Below are 18,376 nucleotides of genomic sequence, written 5' to 3' on the forward strand. Positions count from 1 at the left end.
AGCTCCGATATCCCCGGCGGAGCGTGCGCTGCGGATGCTGGCGGCGAGTCAGGTGACAGTCTCATCTTTGTCCCGTTTGTTTCGTCAGGGGGTCGTTGCTAATCCGAACCGATCCGGTTATCGGGGGCATGGGATCCGGCCGGGTCCATGTCCGGACTGGGCGTCGACGCGGGAGGAAGCGATGGCGGCCACCACTTTGGGTGCGTCGGTGGCCAGTGAGGCGATTGTTCATGACACCTGAGTCGCCCGCACGAAGCACTTTATAGCGAATTGCTAGCTAACTTACGGCTTGAGGCTTGCTTCGCTGCCTCAGGCGCGATATCGGCGTTGTTAGACCAGGTTAATTCGTATATACGCGCTTGAAGGCGAGTGTTACGAACTGATAACGTCCCGGTCTGTTCAACGATTGCCGACTGAATAGTTAACCAGCGGCGACTCCGGGAACGGGGCCCGCAACACAGGAAGTGGTATGACTCCCAATCTCTCTCGCCCCGGGCGTGGACCACGCCTCGATGCCCGAGTACTCGCACTCACCGGTGCTGTGCTCTCGACGCTCACGCTGACGGCTACCGCCGCTGCCGAACCACCCACGACGACACCCACCCCCAGTGCATCGGCATCCACTACAACACCCGCTCCCACGGACGCGAACAACCCGCCCGTGGCACCGACCGACACCGGATCGGTTACCCCGTCGAACCGGACTCCCGCGCCGGAGAATGCGAACACCGCCCCTGCAGCGCAACCGAGTGAGACGATGCCGCCGAGGCCTGAGTCCGATGGGCCGAACGGGAATGTGGCCAAGCCGCGCAAGGAGACTGAGCACAATCCGCAGGTGCGGGCGTTGCCGGGGTGTGCCGATTTTTGGAATCCGGCGCTGAACAGTTGGTTCATGGTGTGTGGACGCATCCTGGACAAGTACAACGAATTGGGTGGCGAGGGAGGCGCTCTGGGACTGCCCACGTCGAATGAGTTGACCAACCTCGACGGCGCGGGAAAGCGCACGTCGTTCACCAATGACTCCTCGATCTACTGGTCACTGGCCACTGACGCGCATCAGATCGGTGGCGCTATCGGAGCCGAGTGGGCACGGAAAGGCTGGGAAGGCGGCGCCCACGGCTATCCGACGACCGATGAGCTACGTCCCCCGGATAACACCGGCAGATACAACCACTTTCAGAAGAACTCATCGATCTACTGGCATCCGTCCAACGGTCCGGCCGCATTCACGGTGTGGGGCGCGATCCGGGACAACTGGTCGGGTCGCGGCTGGGAGGCGGGTCGCTTCGGCTACCCGACCACCAACGAGTACGAGTTCGAGGGTGGCTGGGCGCAGAATTTCAATCGGGGCACCCTCGATTGGCGTCCCGGCGATCCGAGCAGGCCGGGTGATGTAGCACCGTCGAACCTTCCGCGTGGCTCGGCCGACTACCGCGACCCCGGAACCCCCACCGTCCGGGAGGACGTCCCGCCGGTCGAGGAGGATGTCCCGCCGGTCGAGGACCCCGAGAGCCTCCGCGTGAATGACGACGGAGAAACCGATCCTGACGGCGACCCACTTCCCGAGATCGGGTGCCGGATCATCGTCGCCAATCCACACGATTCCCGAGCACGTGCCAATGGGGCGCTGCTGTATCCCAAGGAGATTCACACACAAGTCAAGTCGACCTGTCCGAGCACCGTGGTTCCGTTACGGAACCTCGCCAAAGCTGCGGGCTATCGGCTGAGGTGGTGGGGAGTTCCGCAGAGCTTGCCGCAGATTCCTAAGTCCGGGAAGCAAATCGTCGATGGCGGTAAAGCGGCACAAAATGTGAAGACCTCGCGAACCGTGAAGGTCGTTTCCGCCGTCGCGTGTGAGCCGGGACGATTCTTCCGATACATGACCATCGGCAGCGGGGAGTACACCTTCCCCAACGGTCAGACCGACCGTAAGGCCGCCTACATGGACAATCCGCCGGGCGGTGAATTGACCTGCCAGACAAACTGAGATCCATCCTGGCCTGTGCGCTCGCGTTGTGGGCGCTGACGGGTTGCTCGCACGCGCCCCCTCAGGCATCGACTGCGGGCCAGCCACCATCGGCACGGGATCATCCGACACAGCGGCCGCGCGCATCGGTCGACGGAAGCCCGATCCCGCTGCTTGCTCTTTCCTGGCCGGACAGATGGGGCGGCGGAACTTTCGAACCGGCGCTTCCCGTCGAATGGAACCCGATCGCATCGAGTGGTTTCGCGCTCACTATCGATTCACCATTCGAGCCATGGGCGGTGATCGTGCAGAAGTACCGGTCGGTCGGGGCGGACGGTGCGCCGAACGAAATGGACGCCGATATCGTGCAGTGCATCGAGGAACCGAATGTCGCACCATCGCATCCCGGGCGCTGTCACTATGCGAGGGAAAGCGGCGCGGTGAACGTCGCCGTGGACGTCGGTGAAACGCCTTATGTGGTTGTCGCTGTCAATTGGGTCGATCCCGGGCAGCGAGATCTCGATATCGCGAAAGCGCCGACCTCCTCGTGGGGTCTAACCACACCTCACCGCTGAGTGCTCGCTTGTCCGGTGCGGTCTGCAGGGTTTACGGTCTGCAGACCGCACCGGACCGGACTACAGGCACTGCCACCTGAGGACCGCGCGGTCTGTATCGTCACGCCTATGAGTGACGATCACGTCTATGAGGTCTACACCATCGAACTCGGCCCGTACGATACCCTCGCAGAGCTGCATCGGGACCTATCGAATCATGCCGCAACAGCGGCGACTGTCGGCTTCGAACGGGAGAACGAAACAGTTGTTTCCATATCGCACTCGGTGATCGAGATCGGCGGGAAACTCTTCGCTTCCGTAGTAACGACGACCGACCAGAACGGCTGAGCATGACTCTGGGTGTGTCATGAATGCCGAAAGAAGTTGATAGCAAGCTTCTCGAGGTGGTGTTGTGTGTTGTGCGTCGAAGGCAGAGCTGTCGAGTCCGCATCGGTCCGGGCACTCGACACCTGAAAGCCGCTGATCCAAGGGGAGCAAAGACGTGTGGGGAGCCGCGATCGGCTCGCCACACGTCCGGGGCCGCCAAGTCGGCGATGCGCTGTGGGGATGCGCATTCGGACCACTGAGATCGTCTATTCGTCTATTCGATGGCGCTGCAAGGTCTCGGGGTCGATGTCCCATGCGGCCATGGTGGTGACTCCCGCGTCGCGATCAAGAGTTGGCTCGACAGGACTTGCTCCCGCGGGCCACAGGCGCAGTGCCCGGAACTCGAACCCGTCCTGCTCGGCGGGCTCCCATTCGAACTCCACCTGCTCACCGGCGACCAGATGCCTGCGCCCGGTCTTCAGCGCAGCGAACCACGCCCAGCATCCACCGGGGACCGACGCGGCGCCGATCACGCCCCAGCCTTCGTCGGCGTGCCATTCGCGGACCGTACCTGTTTCACTCATCACTGCTGCTTCCACTCGGTGACTCGTCGTGGAGCGGGGCGGTAGCCGACGGCGTACGTACCAGCCGCCAGCCTGTTCGTGACAAGACCTACGCGATCACCAGCCCGCAGACGGTGGCCGCCGAGGCTTTGGAGCCTCGCCGGCCAGGGTGAAGGTTCCCCCCTCGCGTTCAACGCGGCATACAGTCCTACTGCTCGTCCTCGGGGGCGACGGACAGGAGACGGTAGCTCGCCTGTATCTGCCCCTCGGCGGTGCGATACATCGATGAGCTGATGAGTGCTGTGACCTTTCGTCCGAACAATGGAGGAAGGCACGGCAGTGCGGACTCGACTACCGTGCCGTAGATGTCGCTGTCGCCTGGGTCGTCAGGGCTGACGAGATAGAACGTTCGGCGGCTGGTCCTGCTGGCGTCGAGAATGCCTGTGCTCGTGATGGTTTCCTTGGCCAGGGGATCGTCTAGCAGGGGCGAGTTGAGCAGCGCGAGCGCGTGCTCGCAGGTCACCAACGAACGGTCCGCACCTATTGAGGACTGGATTTCGATTCCCAGTGATCGGTTCGTCTCGGCTATCACCGAGATCACTAACCCGACGGCCGTTCGCAAGCTGCTCGGCAGCGACTGCAGTGTTTCCACGGTCAGCCAGTCGTCGGCGGTCGACGGAAGCGTCTGACACAACTCCAACGCCGCGCGCACGCTCGACGCGGCATTGGTCTCGGGAGAAAGGTTCGCCGGACGGGCTTCGGGCGGGAGCCCGAAAACCATCATGTGGGGAGTCATTACCAGCCGAGTGAGCTCTGGCACGAGCGACTGGTCGAGGTCGTGGATAGTCCGGGTGATATGTGGGGAGATGCGGTGGTGGGCGAACAGCGCGGTGGCGTTGGTCAGCGCGAGGGCGATCTTGCGCGCATCGCGAGCAGACACGCCGTCGTCGGAATCCACGATCAGCCGCGGGTGAGCCTCTGGGAAGTATTGAGCCTCGGCGGCCCAGAGTGAGGATCTGAGCAATTCTTCGACCAGGCTGCTGCCATGGTGGCGCGCCATGGCTTTGCGAAACGGGGTGCTATCTACCATGGCACCTCCACAAACCCTCGGTCGGCGAGCGCGGCCTCCTCCGCGTCGAGTCCGGTAGCCCACCCACGTAGCCAGTGCTCTTTGTCGGTGTCGGTGCCCAGGTATGCGGCGATGTGAAAGCCGACGGGATGGATTGCCCCGAGGTATGAGCTCGTGCGGCCGTCCCCGCCGATGACCACATCGCTCATCGTGAACAGTCGTCTCAACCGGCTGCGTCCTTCCCCTGTCAGCAACTCCAACTCGGCCAGGTTCGCGGGAAACACGGCAAGTGTTAACGCCGGATCCCGCCCGGCGCCTGGTTGGCCGTCGCGGGTGACGAAGCTTCCGTCGAGCCAGATGTGTCCCCTGGTCATGAATTCCCGTAGTTGACCGAGATATGCCTGTAATCCGTAGAAGACCACCTGTCGGGTGTCGGAGTGCTTCGCGTCGACCACGAGCCTCTCGTGGACCTCGGCCAAAGTTGCTGGCCAGCAACCCGTCGGTAGTAGACCGTCGGCGGTCCATCTCGGCAGACCCATGCTTCCCCTCCCTGGTCGTTTCAGCCCTCGCGAGCGTGTTCCCCCTCGCTCTCCGGCGCGATCGCCTGTCGCGCCTTCCGCCCGTTGTCCAGCAGATCTTCGATCCACGGGCTGGGCTGGTAGCCAGAGTCCGCTGTTCGTGCCTGAGTGTGCGGTAACGTTGCACCCCCTGCAACGTGGTCTGGGTCACTGAGGGTTCGCTGTTGTCTGAGTTCAGCGTAGTCGGCCAGATCGCCTGCCTCGCGGGCAATTTCACGGCAATCATCTGGAGTGAGCATGCGGAGCCGCTGACGGATCTCGGCTACCTCGGGATAGCTGCTGCGATAGCCCGCGTCGATCAACGCGGCATCCAAGACGAGCCAGTCCGGGTACCGCGCTTGGCGGGCGATCCCGTCGAGGATGTGTTTGTCGGGAAGTTGCCGCAGGGGACGGCTTGCCCAGGTGTACAGGGTTTGCGGTGTGGTGCCTGCCCGCCGGGCGAACTCCGCTTTCTTCACCCCCCAGCGGTCGAGGTGGTTCTGCACGAGCCGTAGCAACTCGCTCATGATCGCCCTCCGTTCCGGCGTCGTCTGTTTGCGCGACGCCCGATTCCACTGGCCTGCCCACCATTTCGCTCGACCAGAAGGCGAACTTTTTATCCACCGGCTGACGCAACGCCGAGTCGGAGAATACGCAGGCTGTGAGGTATGTACCAACAGCAAGCATAAGCTTTCATCCACCGGCAACATTCAGAAACCTCACAGACTCTTTGAAATCAGCGCGTCTACCTGGCACGATCGGTCGCATTCGAACATAGGTCCACCGGGGCGGGAAGGATCGCGATGCGATTGACATCAGGGGAGACACTTCGGGCGCTGATGCGCCAAAGAGGCGGCACCATGGACTCGTTGGCAAGGAAAGCTGGATGTTCGCGGAGCTTCATCGGGCAGCTCTGCAAGGAAGACAAACGCAGCTGCACGCCAGAACTGGCCGCGCGTATCGCGGAGGCTCTCGCGGTACCCACAGATCTTCTCTTCGTGTCCAAAGAACACACAGTCAGCGATATATATGCACGCAACATGAGTGGTGCAGTGTGAGTGCACTGACTGACCCCGACGACGAGGGCCGCCCAGCGGCCCAGGTCGAGCCGACGTTCACCGTCGCCGAGGGCGCAGCGATCCTCAAGCAGACCGAGGGCTGGTATCTGGGCAGGTTGCGCAGCGGTGAGCTGCCCGGTCATCGGGCTGGCCGCCAGTGGTATCTGACCGAATCCGACATCCAGCAAGCGCAGGCCCTGACCGCCCGGCCTGCCGGTGCGCCCGCCACGCTGCCGCCCGCGCCAGCATTTCGTCGCCGAAAGCGACCTCCTCGGCGCGCATGAGCGCCCGAACAGGCTCCCTCGGTTCAGGCCGCGCCGACCCGCGCCGGGGGCGTGCGTCCTGGGAGAGGCCACGCGAGTCCCTCAGAGCTCGCGCTCCCAGGACGCACATCACATCGAACAACATTGTGGGAGAACAGATGTCGAACAAACAACGCGGTGGACGCCATCGCCACGACCGCCCGCACGCAGTGCCGGTGACCGACCTTCAAGCGCGGTTGCGCCGCCAGAACGACGACACAGATCCAGAGCCGTCGAACCGACCGTCCGAGGACACCGATTACGACTACGACGGCGGGGGGTCGGCGGCATGAAGGCCAATGAGGATCTTCGGCAAGTGGCCGATCTGCTGGAAGCGGCGACAATCGGCTCGGTGCGCCTTGCGCTGGCACAGTCTCCGCAAGGGCCCCAACGCAACCGGAGCCTGCCAGAGAATCTCGATGCCGCGGCCGGAGTGCTCGATCGGCACCGACACCTGCAAGAAGCGTCGATGGCGATCACCTTGGCGGCAGCGATCTATGAATCCGAGGCAGCCAAGCTCGCACTGGTCACCCTCGCCTCGAACACTGATGGTGACCGCGCCGATGGCCCGTCAATGGTCGAGCAGGTCGGCAATCTCGCGCGACGACTGCTGTCGAGTCCGGTCGGCAGTGACCTGCACCAACTCGGCCGAGATCTAGCCGCCATCGCCGAGGGCAGCCGATGAGCCACGACGACTGGCATGAGCGCGCCGAATGCCGCAGCGTGCATTCGGAAGTCTTCTTTCCCATCTCCCACACCAGGGCGGGCTCGAGACCCATTCCGGCCGACCGGGAAACCCCGCGCCGCATCTGTGAAAGCTGCCCGGTGCGACTCAACTGCGCCCGACTCGGCCTGGCCACTGTCAAACGAGGGTGGAAACACGGGGTCTATGCAGGCATCGACCTCGAAAATCGTGACGCACGCAAAAATTTGCTCGAGCTGATCGACCTGCTGGCACTTTCCTCGATGACTGACCTCGAGGCTGGTGGTACTCGCTCGCAACCGGACCGGCAGGCCACGAGGCGGTGAGCACCGCAGAGTCCCTGGTTTCCGCTTCGGCGGCACGCGAGCTGACCGACCGCATCCGTGCGGGGGTAGACGCGGTGTGGGAGCTGATCATGCGCGCGTTCACCACCCGTGTCTGGACCGCGTTGGGCTACGCGTCCTGGGACGAGTACTGCGCCAAGGAGTTCGACACCACTCGATTGCGTCTACCTCGGGAACAGCGCCGCGAGGTCGTGGCCTCGATGCACGAGATCGGCATGTCCACCCGCGCCATCGCCTCCGCGCTGCGATCCAGCACCCGCACCATCGGCACCGACCTGGGCCAGGTGTCTTCCAGGACCACACCTGGCGCCACGGTGACCGGCCTCGACGGCAAGTCCTACCCAGCAGTGCTCACCAAACCGACACCTGCAAGCTCGCCGGCCGATCCCGGCTCCGAAACCGGTTCAGCCACAACCCCGCCATCAACGCCCGGCCCCGGCGTGCCGGAACCAGAAGCCACCTCACCTCCACGCGCTCGCCGCACCCCGCTGCCGGACTCGTTCTGGGCCGCCGCCCGCGAGCTCCGCAAAAGCATCGAACGGCTCCAACGGCTCTGCGGCGACGACCGCTTCGAGGGCTATGCCGCGCAGCTCGGCACACAACATCACAGCGATCTCCTCCGAGCCCGCGACGCCGTCCAAACCGTCATTGATCTTCTGCCGCAACCCGATACAGAAGGAACGCCATGAGCATGCACCTGGTGGCCACGTCTCCCGATCCCAGCGAGAACGTCTTGGCCGAACTGGTGATGGTCGACGCCGACATCGCCTCCCGGTGGTTGACACGCAACCACAAGAACCGGCCCCTGCGCGCGGCGCGCGTCGAGCAGTGCCTCGCCGACATGGTTGGTGGCCGTTGGCGATTCAACGGGGAGACGATCAAGTTCAGTATCGGCGGCCAGCTCCTCGACGGCCAACATCGACTGAGTGCGCTGGAGCGCACAAAGGGCAGCGGGCTGGTGTTGCCGATGCTGGTCGTTCGGGGCTTGCCCGAGGAATCGCAGATCACCATGGACCAAGGCGCCAAACGCACTCCGGGTGACCAACTGGCCTTGTCCGGGCTCTCACGCCGCAACACCACACTGGTCGCCGCCGCGCTGCGCGTCTACATCGTCTGGATGGAAGACGGACTCTTCGGCGACCGGGTGCGCACCGCAATCTCGGCCACCAGGGTGGTCGAGTTCGCCGATGCCTATCCCGAAATCGTCCGCAGCGCCGAGGACCTCTCCGGTGTCGCGGTGCGCATCAAATGCCGCCCCGCCGTGGCCTGCGCGCTGGGGATCCGTCTGTCCGAGATCGACCCTACCGCGGCCACCGAGTTCCTGACGATGCTCGACTCCGGGGCGGGACTGATCACCGGGTCGCCGATCCTGGCGCTGCGCGAGCGTCTCGACAACATTCGTGCCACCAAGGTCCGGACCTCCGATCGTGAGGTCCTCGGCTTGGGCGTGACCGCGTGGAACCTGTGGCGCGACAACCGCTCTGTCTCCAAACTCCAACGCCCCAAGGGCGGCTGGACTCGCGAGAACTTCCCCCAGCCTCGCTGAGACAACTCAACCCGATCGAATCGGAGACAAATGTGACCATGACCGCAATCGCGGCGAACCAGCCGACAGCCAGCTACCTCAGCACGCAGACAACCGCCGACGAAGAGACCGCGCCCCTCGCCGACCTCGCGAGCAACCCGCACCACAAGGCTTCTATCTCGCGGGGGCACGCGCCTTCCCGAGTGAGTGTCCCACCCGGGAATCGCACCTGGATCTCGTCGACACCCCAGAAGCCGACGCTGGTCGCGGACGGCCGCCAGCTCACCAGCTTCGACCGCAGGCATCCCTGCATGACGCACCAACTCGGACGGCGACACATCAGTCCTAAAGAGCCGACGCGCGTCAAGGCGCACCTGCTGCCAGGCTCTGCTCAGCCAGCCACTGGACCATCCGCCAGTGATGCCAGCGAACCACCACTCGACACAGACGAAGGCATCGACGGTGATGAATGAGATCAAGATCGGGTCGCTATTCTCCGGCGCTGGAACACTCGATCTCGCAGCACTACAGCTCTTTCCGGGATCACGGCTGGTCTGGCACTGCGACAACGACCCCGCCGCCAGCCGGGTACTCGCCCACCACTGGCCGCAGGTGCCCAACCTGGGCGATATCACCGCAGTCCGCTGGCACGACGTAGAACCCGTCGACGTCCTCGTCGGCGGGTTTCCCTGCCAGGACGTCTCTCTCGCCGGTCATCTCGCCGGCCTTGGCGAGGGAACACGCTCCGGGCTCTGGTCCTACATGGCCGAGGCAATCGTGGCACTCGAACCTCGACATGTGCTCATCGAGAATGTCGAAGGAATACTAAGTGCCTACGCCGTACGCGCAATGGAATCCCCACCGGATGCTGTGGGAGAGCACCGAGATCGATCTAGTGTCCGAGCTGCCGGTGCCGTTCTCGGCGCGCTGGCCACGCTCGGGCTCGATGCGGAGTGGACGAGCTTACGTGCGTCCGCCATCGGAGCCTGCCACCGACGAAGCCGAATCTTCATCCTCGCCCACGCTGCTGCCCACTCCGATGTCGCGCGATCACAAGGGCAAGGCCAATCCGCCCGGACGGACTCGAAAGGGCAGACCGCGTACACGAGGCGACGACACTCTGCCCGACGCGGTGGACCGGATCTGAGGTTGTTGCCGGTGCCCTCGGTGTCCGATGGCACCGGCGGACACGTCTCGCGCTCCGGTGCCCGGATCGGGGAGCTGCTGCTCGGCGGCATCGCCCGCGCGCACGCCCAGGGAACGCTGCTGCCGACGCCGCGAGCCAGCGACGGAGCGAAAGGCTCACCACGCCAACGAGGATCCGGCGGTGATTTCATGCTGCCTTCAGAGATCTACGCACTCACCCACGACCCGTACCGCGGGCTAGGCGTCGACAGGACCGACACCGAGCACGCATCGGGATCCGAGGCCAGCACCTGGGGCATCTACGCGGACGCGATCGCCCGGCAGGAGGCACTGACCCGTCCAGCCCCGCCGCCCGCCGAGCCGAATCGTGACGGAAACCCTCGCCTGTCACCAGGTTTCGCGGAATGGATGATGATGATGCCCCCGTCATGGGTCACCGATCCCGAGATCGGACTCTCCCGAGTACAGCAGCTGCGCATCATCGGCAACAGCGTCCTCGTTCCGTGCGCGGTCACCGCGTACCGGTATCTGCGCGGGCGCCAGCCATTGGACGAGGTGGCATGAGGGTCCTGCGCTACGCCGACGGCACCGTCGTGTCCGAAAGCGACCTCGAAACAATCGCGCGAGCACTCGGCTTCTCCTCCGCCCAGCGCTGGAGCGACTACCACGCCGCCGCAGAACGGCGACGGCTCTCTCGCGAGAGGAGCGCGGCATGAACACCTTCCGCGTCCGCGCGGCGCGCCCACCGCGATTCCTGCTTCCCGCACGACACCGAAAGGAGGAGCTGTGGCTCGCGAGTTCGCGAAACTCTTTCTCAGCATCAATGGCGACGTCGACTTCGAATCGCTGACGGCGGACGCGCAAATGTTCTATACCCGAGTGCTTTTGGCCGAACCCACCCTGTCCTACTGCGGGATCGCCGACTGGCGCCCGAACAGGCTCGTGGGCCGAGCCAGCGATCTCACTCTGCCCAGGATCCTCACCGCCGCAAGCGAACTCGAACGACGCCGCTACATCCTGGTCGACATCATGACCGAGGAAGTGCTGGTCCGCTCGCTCATTCGCCGCGACAACCTGCTGCGCAACCCGAAGATGGCCGCTGCGGTCACCACCGCCTATTACGGTGCCGCGTCGCGGACCCTGCGTGCGGCCATCGTCACCGAGATCCAACGGGTGCGCCGCGAGCATCCCGAGTACAGCTCGTGGAGCCATAAGGACTCCGCCGAGCGGCTCGGGCAACTGCTGAGGATGCCCAATCTCGATACGGTCGGCTACACCAACACAATTCAGGTTCCCGACACCATTACCGAACCGATCTCGAATACCAATCCGATCACCAATACCGATCCGGTTCACAACACCGATCCTGAACCGGTCGCCGATACCGTTCCTGGCCCGAGCGAAGAACACCAATCGAATCACCCATCGAATTCGGTCCCGATTCCCAGCACCCACACCCCACACCCCACACCTTCTAGTGGTGGTGACGTAACTACGGAAGCTCACGTCGCACCCGCGGGCAGCGAACCTCCGCCACGGCGCTGCCCACAGCACCGCGACGAACCCTCGCCGCCGCCGTGCCGCTCCTGCGGCGAGACACGTAAGGCACGTGATGCGTGGGAACGCGCCCATACCAACGAGATTCGCTCCACCGTCCGGGCCGACCGCGACGCTGGCCACGAGTGCGGAATGTGTGACGGCCGCTGGCGCAACCCGCCCGCCGAGCTGCTGGTCCGGCATCCGGATCCGCCGGTCGTGCGATGCGACCACCGCACCCCGACCAGCCTCGATCACTGGCACACCACCGAGGACCACCGTGGCTGAGCACACCCTCTTCGACGCCGTCGACCCGCTACGCCCCGGCCTCCACGCTCCGACCCCGATCCAGGACGTCGCCCGACTCGACGCGGCCGGTCGCACCGAACGTGTCCTGCGACTGCGACAGCAGGCCGAGCAGATCTTCAGCGATGCCCTCGCGACGCATCTGGGCGCACACCGCGTCGTCGCGGTGTGCGTGCTGTTCTCCGGCGGCAACGACTCCACCGCCCTCGCGCACCTGTTCCGGCACCGCGCCACGCACGCGATCCACTGCAACACCACCATCGGCATCGAAGCCACCCGCGAGTTCGTGCGCGCGACCTGCCTCGAATGGGGACTGCCGCTGCTGGAAGAGATCGCACCGAAAACGTTTCGCCAGTTGGTGATCGAGCATGGATTTCCTGGGCCGCCGATGCATCCGAAGATGTATTCCCGGCTCAAGGAACGCGGCTTGCGCCAAGCCCGCCGCAAGCTGGTTACCGACGCGCGCCACGAGCGCGTGGTGTTCCTGGCCGGACGCAGGCGCCAGGAGTCACGCCGCCGAGCCCGCGTCCCTCTGCACGAGCGCGACGGCTCGGTCATCTGGATCTCACCGATCGCGAACTGGACCGTGCTGGACCTGAACACCTACCGCCAGCTCGCCGGAGATGTTCCGGTCAATCCCGTGGGCCAGCTGCTGCACATGTCCGGGGAGTGCCTGTGCGGTGCCTTCGCCAAACCCGGTGAGCTCGAACAGATCCGCGCCTGGTACCCCGAGACCGCCGCCGAGATCGACTCGATCACCGCCGAGGTCACCGCCGCCGGACATCGACCACCGCTCAACCGATGGGGCCATGGCTGCGGCCCCCGATCCCGCCGCGCCGGACCGCTGTGCAGCGACTGCGAGCTCCAATTGTTCGATCTCGACGAGGAGGCATCCTGATGGCACCCACCACCCGACGACCGCTTCTGGCCCTCAACCATGACGGTCCGGCCGTGCATGTGATCATCAGCGGTACCGGGGCCGACTACCAGATCGTGCGCGTCTTCACCGACCCTGTCGAGGCCGGAATTTTCCTGATCGGGCACAACGCACGCCCGGACAATGACCCGGCACGCGTCGAGGAATGGGCGATCACCCAGACCGCGCCCGAGCAGATCATGTGGTGGCGAGTCCGCTGGGACCATGACACCGAAACCATCGACGCGCCTGAACAATTCGCGCAATGGGCCGACGAGCTCTCGCTGTTCAATGCCGAACCCTGCGTCTGGCGCACCACGACCGGAGACATCGTTTCGCTGTCTACCGATTGCGCTCGCGCGGTCGCCGCGCTCATCGCGGAGGTAACTCGCACCCAGACCGAACAGGAACCATCGTGAGCCCCTATCACCGCGACGACGTCACCACCTTGCACCTGGGCGACGCGCTCGAGGTGCTATGCGACCTGCCTGCCAACAGCGTCGACTGCGTGGTGACCTCGCCACCGTACTGGGGGCTGCGCGACTACGGCGTACGCGGCCAATACGGGCAGGAAGTGACACCTGAGCAGTATGTCGAGACGCTCCGGGCGGTGTTCGCGGAGGTTCGGCGCGTCCTGACCATCGATGGGACGTGCTGGCTCAACCTCGGCGACACCTACCTCGACAAGAGCCTGGTCGGCATACCGTGGATGGTGGCCCTCGCACTGGGGCGCGACGGCTGGATCCGCCGTAACGCGGTGGTCTGGTACAAAACCAACGCCATGCCCTCGAGCGCGGCCGACCGGCTGTCCTCGCGGTATGAGCTGATCTTCTTGCTCACCCGCTCCAAGCGGTACTGGTTCGACCTCGACGCGATCCGCAAGCCCTACACCGGAGATCGTTCGGCGTCGCGGCGTTCCCGCAGCGGGCGCACCACCAAACCGAACTCGATCGCCTCACCGTGGAACGCCCAGACCAACCTCGCCGCCAACGGAGCCCGCCACACCGCCGCACATCCGGCCGGCGGCAACCCCGGCGATCTCTGGGAGCAAGCCAACCAGCCGTTCGCCGACGCGCACTTCGCGGTCATGGCCACCGCGATCGCCGAACGCTGTGTCCGAGCGGGTTGCCCGCCTCGCCGCTGCCGCACTTGCGGTGCAGCGCCGACCAGAACAAAAGGCGTTGCTGTCCTCGATCTTTCCCGCACGCAGGCCCGCCGCGCACAAGCCCTCGCCGAGGCCGCCGGACTGACCGACGAGCACATCAACGCGATCCGTGCGGTCGGGATCACCGACAGCGGCAAGGCGGCCGAGTCTCAGACCGGGACCGGCAAGAACACCGACGAGGTCCAGCGCCTGGCCGCTGAGGCCAAGCAGGCCCTCGGCGGCTACTTCCGCGAATACCTGCTTGCCCGCCCGAGCACGACCGGCTGGAGCGACTGCGGCCATAACGACTACCGGCGAGGCATCGTGCTGGATCCGTTCTCCGGCAGCGGCACCACCGGCCTGGCCGCCCACCGCCACGGCCGCGCCTACATCGGCATCGACCTCAACAGCGCCTACCTCGATCTGTCACTTCGCACCAGGCTCGACCAGGGTGAATTCGACCTCGGAGCCGCCTCATGACCAATGGCGAACCGATCCACGAATGCCGCCAAGGCACCCGCTGCCATTCCCGCGTCCGTGACGACGAGGGACGCTGGCACGGCGGCGGAATCGAACGCCCCGACACACTGTGTCGATCCTGCGAGGAGTCCGCGTTCGCCTCGATCCGCCAGCTCTACGACGACTGGCTGCTGCTCGAAGCCGCGAAACTCCAGCCCCCACCAAAGGATCGAGCACCGAAGGTCACCCACTCGACGCCGTACTCGATCCCGATCCGCCTCGATATCGACACCCTCCAATCCGCTATCGAAGACGAAACCCTCACCTGGGCCAGGATCATCACCCGCGGCGACCCCGTGCCGACTCAACGTCAGAAGTGCGTCCAGAAGTGTGTGGCGATCGTGGCAGCAAACCTCGGCACCCTGATCGACCAGACATGGCGACACCATTGGCGAATGACGCCACGCGCCGACGGGGGCGACGAACTCATCCATGTCGGCCTCGACGGCGTCGACGCGGTCCTCGGTCTCGCCGACCTTCACCGGCGCACCCGAGAAGTGCTCGGCCTCAACGAGACCCGCATCTGGTTGCCGGACCCGTGTCACGTCTGCGGTGTGAAAGCCTTGACCTCCTCATCAGACCAGGAGAAGGTCACCTGCCAGGCGTGCCGAGCCGTCTGGGCCAAAGAAGAATTCGCCCGACTCAACGGCGTCGGTGTCCTCGACACGAAACGAGCATCGTGACCAGCGACCCCTGGCCCTTCCCCGGCGACACCGCGCTACAGCGCGCCCGCAAGATCGCAGGCTCCTACCGCGCCGCACTGTACGCAGCCGCTCCGCAGCGATGTAGTGAACTCGACCGGCGTGCCGTCGAACTCGGACAAGGCTGGGTGGCACCGGTCGAGCTGCCCGCGCACCTGGTCGAACACGCGCTTGATGCCGAGTTGTCGGCCGCCGATATCGAGCACTTCTGGCGCATCCCTGTCTCGACCATCCGCACCTGGGCATCCCGCGGACTGATCACCGGCAAACCCGGCCCCCACGGCGTGTTGGTCTATCCCGTCGGTGAGGTCCTCACGCAACAGGGCGGCCCACCGCAACCACGGCAGGTGAGCTGACCACGGCTCAAGATCAATCAGAATTGCAACGCATCGGCGTCACGAAGATATGTGGGCGAGCGCCTTCAGGCGCCCAGATCTTCGCTGCGAAGTTGCGCATGCCGTCCCCTCTACCGTCAGCGTCGAGCACGTCCGAGCCCAGCTGGATGTCGGCCCTACGATAGCCGTGCGGCGTCGCCCATGGGCCGGTTGAGCGGTAAGCCCTTGACATCCACCGCTCGTCTCAGGGACGCTGTAAGCAAGTGGTACACGTGTACCTGAAACCCCGGTCCTTCCCTTTCGGACCGGGGTTTCGTCGTGGAAGGGCATCTGTAGCCCTCCGATCGAGGGTGCTCGTTGTCCCGCATCGCTTCCGATGGTGGCCTCCCAGAGGGGTATCCGGTCCGGTGCTCAAAGCCCTTGTTGCTGAAGTGATCCGGCGTTGACCTTTGCTCTGTGCTGTAGGGCCGGATCGCCTCGGTGGCGTCGTAGGGGAATCGAACGGCTCATGCATCCAATGCCGTTCGCGCAGTAGATATTTCATCGAGAGGAATCGATATGCCTTTGTTCATTCAGTGGATCCTGTTCCTGATCTCGCTCACCGAGCTCGGTAGCGGCTCGGCTGGCATCCCGACCGGCAGCTAGCACCGACAACGGTGACGACGGACCCGCGCCAAACCCATCGGTGGCGGGTCATCGTCGCGGACCTTCGTGCCCGGAGGCTGCCGTGCTGGCGCTGCGGGCAGCCGATCGACTACGACGCCGCCAGGTTCGCGCCGGAGGGCTTCGAGGCCGATCACTTCTATCCGGTCAGCACCCACTCACACCTGGCCCTGGATCCGACCAACGCGCGTCCAAGTCACCTGCGCTGCAACCGGTCTCGCGGCAACACCGCGCCAGTGGCTGGGGAGTGGGTGCGGTCGGACTTCTGACGATCCGAATGCGGTTCGTGCTAGATGAATTGGACTGTGAGCTGGCGAGACAGTGTGGCGCCCTCGATCGTCCGGACGCCACAATCTATCAACTTCTTCCCCAGTCCGTGCCTGTCGAGCGCTCCGGTCCTGGTCCCCAGGAAGACAGCCCCACGAAGGGTAATGATGGTGGCCAGATCGGGTTAGTCAGACCCGGCTGGCAATTTGGATGCCCGGTGACTAGCCGTGCAGCCGATCGCAGATGTCACGGAAAGTTCGGTAGACCGCGAGGACCAGCGGTCCCCATTTCGCGACTCGGTCTGCCCATTGCGCCCGTTGGCTACGAGCGCTCTTGTCCGACTTCGACATCAACATCACCTCCCATCTCATCTCCAGCCCCCGCGCGCGAGGGGCTGGAGTCGAGTTGAAAGGCGACGTGAGCGTATCCGACAACCGCCGCTGGCGGGGAGGGGCGGGTGGAAAGTTGAACGCGATCGGGCTTGTCTACTCCCGGGCACTGGGCAATCTCCCCCCGCGGGCATACCCCCATCGCGCGAGGCACGCGGAACTTCCAGTGGCCGGCGAGGTGTGCGCGTGAGTCGCCCGGTCACCTCGATCCGATTCGACACCCTCGCCGTGGATCGACTGCGCACCTTCGAGGGCAACCCACGCCGAGGCAACGTCGACGCGATCGCGCAGTCCCTCGACGCCACCGGCCAGTATCGGCCCGTCGTAGTCAACGAAGGCACTCTCACCGGCCGGGCCATGGAGGTGCTCGCGGGCAACCACACCCTGCTCGCTGCGCGCCAGCTCGGCTGGGAGGAGTTGGCCGTTGGGATCATCGACGTCGATGAGCAAACCGCGCGGCGCATCGTCGCCGCCGACAACCGCACTGCCGACCTCGGCGACTACGATCACGCCGCGTTGTTCGAACTCCTCGACGGTCTCGATGACCTCGCTGGAACCGGTTACAGCCCCGACGATTTCGACAAGCTCGTCGCCGAGATCATTCCGCGCGAGACCCACACCGACCCCGACGACATCCCGGAACTACCCGACGCCCCGATCAGCGTGTCCGGCGATATCTGGCAGCTGGGGCCGCACAGGCTCGCGGTCGGCGACGCCACCGACTTCGCTGCGGTCGAAGCGCTGATGGATGGCGAGCAGGCCGACTGTGTATGGACCGACCCGCCCTACGGTGTCGACTACGTCGGCAAGACCAAGGACGCCCTGCGGATCCAGGGCGACGCCGTCGCCGACCTCGACGAACTGCTTTCCGGAGCGTTCGCCTCGATGGTCGCGGTCGCCCGGCCCGGTGCGCCGGTCTATGTCGCACACGCCGACTCCGAACGCTTGCGGTTCGAGACCGCGTTGCGCGAGGCCGGAGTGCTGGTGCGGCAGAACCTGGTGTGGGTGAAGAACACGATCGTCATGGGCCGGTCGGACTATCACTACAAGCACGAGCCGATCCTCTACGGATTCACACCCGGGGGCGAGGGGCGGCTCGGACGTGGTGGGGATCGCTGGCAGGGCGACAACGCCCAGGCCACGGTGTTCGAGTTCGACAAGCCCTCGGCCAACCGTGAGCATCCGACGATGAAGCCGGTCGCGCTGATCGAGGCGATGCTGGCGAACTCGCTGCGCTCCGGCGGCCGGGTCCTGGACCTGTTCGGTGGCAGTGGCTCCACCCTCATCGCCGCCCACCAGCACGGGTCAGCCGCGCGCCTGGTCGAGCTGGATCCGCGCTACGCCGATGTCATCTGCCGCCGGTTCCAGGAGCACACACGTACGGTCCCGCACCGAAACGACGGCGAGGCCGTAGATTTCACGGCCTCGCACGGTTGATGTTCGATCGTCTGTTGGTCAGAATTCGGCCACCTGGGCGATCTGCTCG

Annotated in this window: 26 protein-coding genes and 1 pseudogene; 22 read left to right on the forward strand and 5 right to left on the reverse strand. The window is 65.0% G+C overall.

The annotated features are described in order from the left end of the window. Window positions 1-892: 892 nt before the first annotated feature. The 3 genes from ACQPW1_RS01845 (at window position 893) to ACQPW1_RS01855 (ending at window position 2,868) form a co-directional block, all read left to right on the forward strand. Window positions 893-1,987 carry an LGFP repeat-containing protein gene (locus tag ACQPW1_RS01845; RefSeq protein ID WP_433661041.1) on the forward strand — a complete coding sequence of 365 codons (1,095 nt, stop codon included), beginning with the start codon at window positions 893-895 and terminating at the stop codon, window positions 1,985-1,987. 329 nt (window positions 1,988-2,316) lie between these two features. Beyond that, window positions 2,317-2,541, forward strand: a complete 225-nt coding sequence (locus tag ACQPW1_RS01850; RefSeq protein WP_433661042.1) for a hypothetical protein — start codon at window positions 2,317-2,319, stop codon at window positions 2,539-2,541. A gap of 108 nt (window positions 2,542-2,649) precedes the next feature. After that, window positions 2,650-2,868 (forward strand): hypothetical protein, encoded by a 219-nt coding sequence (locus ACQPW1_RS01855; RefSeq protein WP_433661043.1) that lies wholly within the window; start codon window positions 2,650-2,652, stop codon window positions 2,866-2,868. A gap of 245 nt (window positions 2,869-3,113) precedes the next feature. On the opposite strand, the gene ACQPW1_RS01860 is transcribed toward ACQPW1_RS01855, so the two are convergent. The 4 genes from ACQPW1_RS01860 to ACQPW1_RS01875 all read right to left on the reverse strand — a co-directional run bounded on the left by ACQPW1_RS01860 (window position 3,114) and on the right by ACQPW1_RS01875 (window position 5,563). Then, window positions 3,114-3,431: a hypothetical protein gene (locus ACQPW1_RS01860; RefSeq protein ID WP_433661044.1), complete on the reverse strand. Its 318-nt coding sequence runs from the start codon at window positions 3,429-3,431 to the stop codon at window positions 3,114-3,116. A 187-nt stretch (window positions 3,432-3,618) separates the two neighbouring features. Next, entirely contained in the window at window positions 3,619-4,500 is an 882-nt protein-coding gene (locus tag ACQPW1_RS01865; RefSeq protein ID WP_433661045.1) for a hypothetical protein, read from the reverse strand. Then, window positions 4,494-5,018: a DUF6932 family protein gene (locus ACQPW1_RS01870; RefSeq protein WP_433661046.1), complete on the reverse strand. Its 525-nt coding sequence runs from the start codon at window positions 5,016-5,018 to the stop codon at window positions 4,494-4,496. The genes ACQPW1_RS01865 and ACQPW1_RS01870 overlap by 7 nt, the downstream gene beginning before the upstream one ends. A 20-nt stretch (window positions 5,019-5,038) precedes the next feature. Then, the gene (locus tag ACQPW1_RS01875; RefSeq protein WP_433661047.1) at window positions 5,039-5,563 is read right to left on the reverse strand and encodes a hypothetical protein; all 525 of its coding nucleotides are present in this window, start codon (window positions 5,561-5,563) and stop codon (window positions 5,039-5,041) included. 276 nt (window positions 5,564-5,839) lie between these two features. Between ACQPW1_RS01875 and ACQPW1_RS01880 the strand changes: the two genes are divergently transcribed. The 18 genes and pseudogenes from ACQPW1_RS01880 (at window position 5,840) to ACQPW1_RS01965 (ending at window position 16,503) form a co-directional block, all read left to right on the forward strand. Next, window positions 5,840-6,094 (forward strand): helix-turn-helix domain-containing protein, encoded by a 255-nt coding sequence (locus ACQPW1_RS01880; protein ID WP_433661048.1) that lies wholly within the window; start codon window positions 5,840-5,842, stop codon window positions 6,092-6,094. After that, complete coding sequence (locus ACQPW1_RS01885; protein WP_433661049.1) at window positions 6,091-6,378, forward strand: helix-turn-helix domain-containing protein; 288 nt, start codon at window positions 6,091-6,093, stop codon at window positions 6,376-6,378. The genes ACQPW1_RS01880 and ACQPW1_RS01885 overlap by 4 nt, the downstream gene beginning before the upstream one ends. A gap of 137 nt (window positions 6,379-6,515) precedes the next feature. Next, on the forward strand, window positions 6,516-6,689 hold the full coding sequence (locus ACQPW1_RS01890) for a hypothetical protein (RefSeq protein ID WP_433661050.1): 174 nt from the start codon (window positions 6,516-6,518) through the stop codon (window positions 6,687-6,689). Further along, window positions 6,686-7,081, forward strand: a complete 396-nt coding sequence (locus ACQPW1_RS01895) for a hypothetical protein (protein ID WP_433661051.1) — start codon at window positions 6,686-6,688, stop codon at window positions 7,079-7,081. The genes ACQPW1_RS01890 and ACQPW1_RS01895 overlap by 4 nt, the downstream gene beginning before the upstream one ends. Further along, window positions 7,078-7,425 carry a WhiB family transcriptional regulator gene (locus ACQPW1_RS01900; RefSeq protein WP_433661052.1) on the forward strand — a complete coding sequence of 116 codons (348 nt, stop codon included), beginning with the start codon at window positions 7,078-7,080 and terminating at the stop codon, window positions 7,423-7,425. The genes ACQPW1_RS01895 and ACQPW1_RS01900 overlap by 4 nt, the downstream gene beginning before the upstream one ends. Further along, window positions 7,422-8,132, forward strand: coding sequence for a hypothetical protein (locus tag ACQPW1_RS01905; RefSeq protein ID WP_433661053.1), 711 nt, complete (start codon window positions 7,422-7,424; stop codon window positions 8,130-8,132). Before ACQPW1_RS01900 ends, ACQPW1_RS01905 begins: the two co-directional genes overlap by 4 nt. After that, on the forward strand, window positions 8,129-8,989 hold the full coding sequence (locus ACQPW1_RS01910) for a hypothetical protein (protein ID WP_433661054.1): 861 nt from the start codon (window positions 8,129-8,131) through the stop codon (window positions 8,987-8,989). Before ACQPW1_RS01905 ends, ACQPW1_RS01910 begins: the two co-directional genes overlap by 4 nt. A gap of 32 nt (window positions 8,990-9,021) precedes the next feature. Continuing rightward, window positions 9,022-9,441, forward strand: coding sequence for a hypothetical protein (locus tag ACQPW1_RS01915; RefSeq protein ID WP_433661055.1), 420 nt, complete (start codon window positions 9,022-9,024; stop codon window positions 9,439-9,441). Continuing rightward, window positions 9,434-9,937, forward strand: a pseudogene (locus ACQPW1_RS01920) (DNA cytosine methyltransferase); the annotation flags it as partial. The gene ACQPW1_RS01915 and the pseudogene ACQPW1_RS01920, both read left to right, overlap by 8 nt. A gap of 198 nt (window positions 9,938-10,135) precedes the next feature. Beyond that, on the forward strand, window positions 10,136-10,678 hold the full coding sequence (locus ACQPW1_RS01925) for a hypothetical protein (protein WP_433665598.1): 543 nt from the start codon (window positions 10,136-10,138) through the stop codon (window positions 10,676-10,678). Then, on the forward strand, window positions 10,675-10,830 hold the full coding sequence (locus ACQPW1_RS01930) for a hypothetical protein (protein WP_433661056.1): 156 nt from the start codon (window positions 10,675-10,677) through the stop codon (window positions 10,828-10,830). Before ACQPW1_RS01925 ends, ACQPW1_RS01930 begins: the two co-directional genes overlap by 4 nt. Before the next feature lie 70 nt (window positions 10,831-10,900). Beyond that, window positions 10,901-11,938 (forward strand): hypothetical protein, encoded by a 1,038-nt coding sequence (locus ACQPW1_RS01935; RefSeq protein ID WP_433661057.1) that lies wholly within the window; start codon window positions 10,901-10,903, stop codon window positions 11,936-11,938. Next, a complete protein-coding gene (locus ACQPW1_RS01940; RefSeq protein WP_433661058.1) occupies window positions 11,931-12,854 on the forward strand; it encodes a phosphoadenosine phosphosulfate reductase family protein in 924 nt (307 codons plus the stop codon). The genes ACQPW1_RS01935 and ACQPW1_RS01940 overlap by 8 nt, the downstream gene beginning before the upstream one ends. After that, window positions 12,854-13,291, forward strand: coding sequence for a hypothetical protein (locus tag ACQPW1_RS01945; RefSeq protein ID WP_433661059.1), 438 nt, complete (start codon window positions 12,854-12,856; stop codon window positions 13,289-13,291). Before ACQPW1_RS01940 ends, ACQPW1_RS01945 begins: the two co-directional genes overlap by 1 nt. After that, a complete protein-coding gene (locus ACQPW1_RS01950) occupies window positions 13,288-14,496 on the forward strand; it encodes a DNA-methyltransferase (RefSeq protein ID WP_433661060.1) in 1,209 nt (402 codons plus the stop codon). Before ACQPW1_RS01945 ends, ACQPW1_RS01950 begins: the two co-directional genes overlap by 4 nt. Further along, window positions 14,493-15,218, forward strand: coding sequence for a hypothetical protein (locus tag ACQPW1_RS01955; protein WP_433661061.1), 726 nt, complete (start codon window positions 14,493-14,495; stop codon window positions 15,216-15,218). The genes ACQPW1_RS01950 and ACQPW1_RS01955 overlap by 4 nt, the downstream gene beginning before the upstream one ends. After that, window positions 15,215-15,592 carry a hypothetical protein gene (locus ACQPW1_RS01960; RefSeq protein WP_433661062.1) on the forward strand — a complete coding sequence of 126 codons (378 nt, stop codon included), beginning with the start codon at window positions 15,215-15,217 and terminating at the stop codon, window positions 15,590-15,592. The genes ACQPW1_RS01955 and ACQPW1_RS01960 overlap by 4 nt, the downstream gene beginning before the upstream one ends. A 635-nt stretch (window positions 15,593-16,227) precedes the next feature. Further along, window positions 16,228-16,503 carry an HNH endonuclease gene (locus ACQPW1_RS01965; RefSeq protein ID WP_433661063.1) on the forward strand — a complete coding sequence of 92 codons (276 nt, stop codon included), beginning with the start codon at window positions 16,228-16,230 and terminating at the stop codon, window positions 16,501-16,503. Window positions 16,504-16,722: 219 nt separating this feature from the next. Here ACQPW1_RS01965 and ACQPW1_RS01970 read toward each other — a convergent pair whose 3' ends face one another. Beyond that, window positions 16,723-16,851 carry a hypothetical protein gene (locus ACQPW1_RS01970; protein ID WP_433661064.1) on the reverse strand — a complete coding sequence of 43 codons (129 nt, stop codon included), beginning with the start codon at window positions 16,849-16,851 and terminating at the stop codon, window positions 16,723-16,725. A 225-nt stretch (window positions 16,852-17,076) separates the two neighbouring features. Here ACQPW1_RS01970 and ACQPW1_RS01975 point away from each other — a divergent pair, with 225 nt between their 5' ends. Then, window positions 17,077-18,327, forward strand: a complete 1,251-nt coding sequence (locus tag ACQPW1_RS01975) for a DNA modification methylase (protein WP_433661065.1) — start codon at window positions 17,077-17,079, stop codon at window positions 18,325-18,327. Window positions 18,328-18,376 lie beyond the last annotated feature (49 nt).

The sequence above is a fragment of the Nocardia sp. CA-128927 genome (genome assembly GCF_050955855.1).
Lineage (GTDB): Bacteria > Actinomycetota > Actinomycetes > Mycobacteriales > Mycobacteriaceae > Nocardia.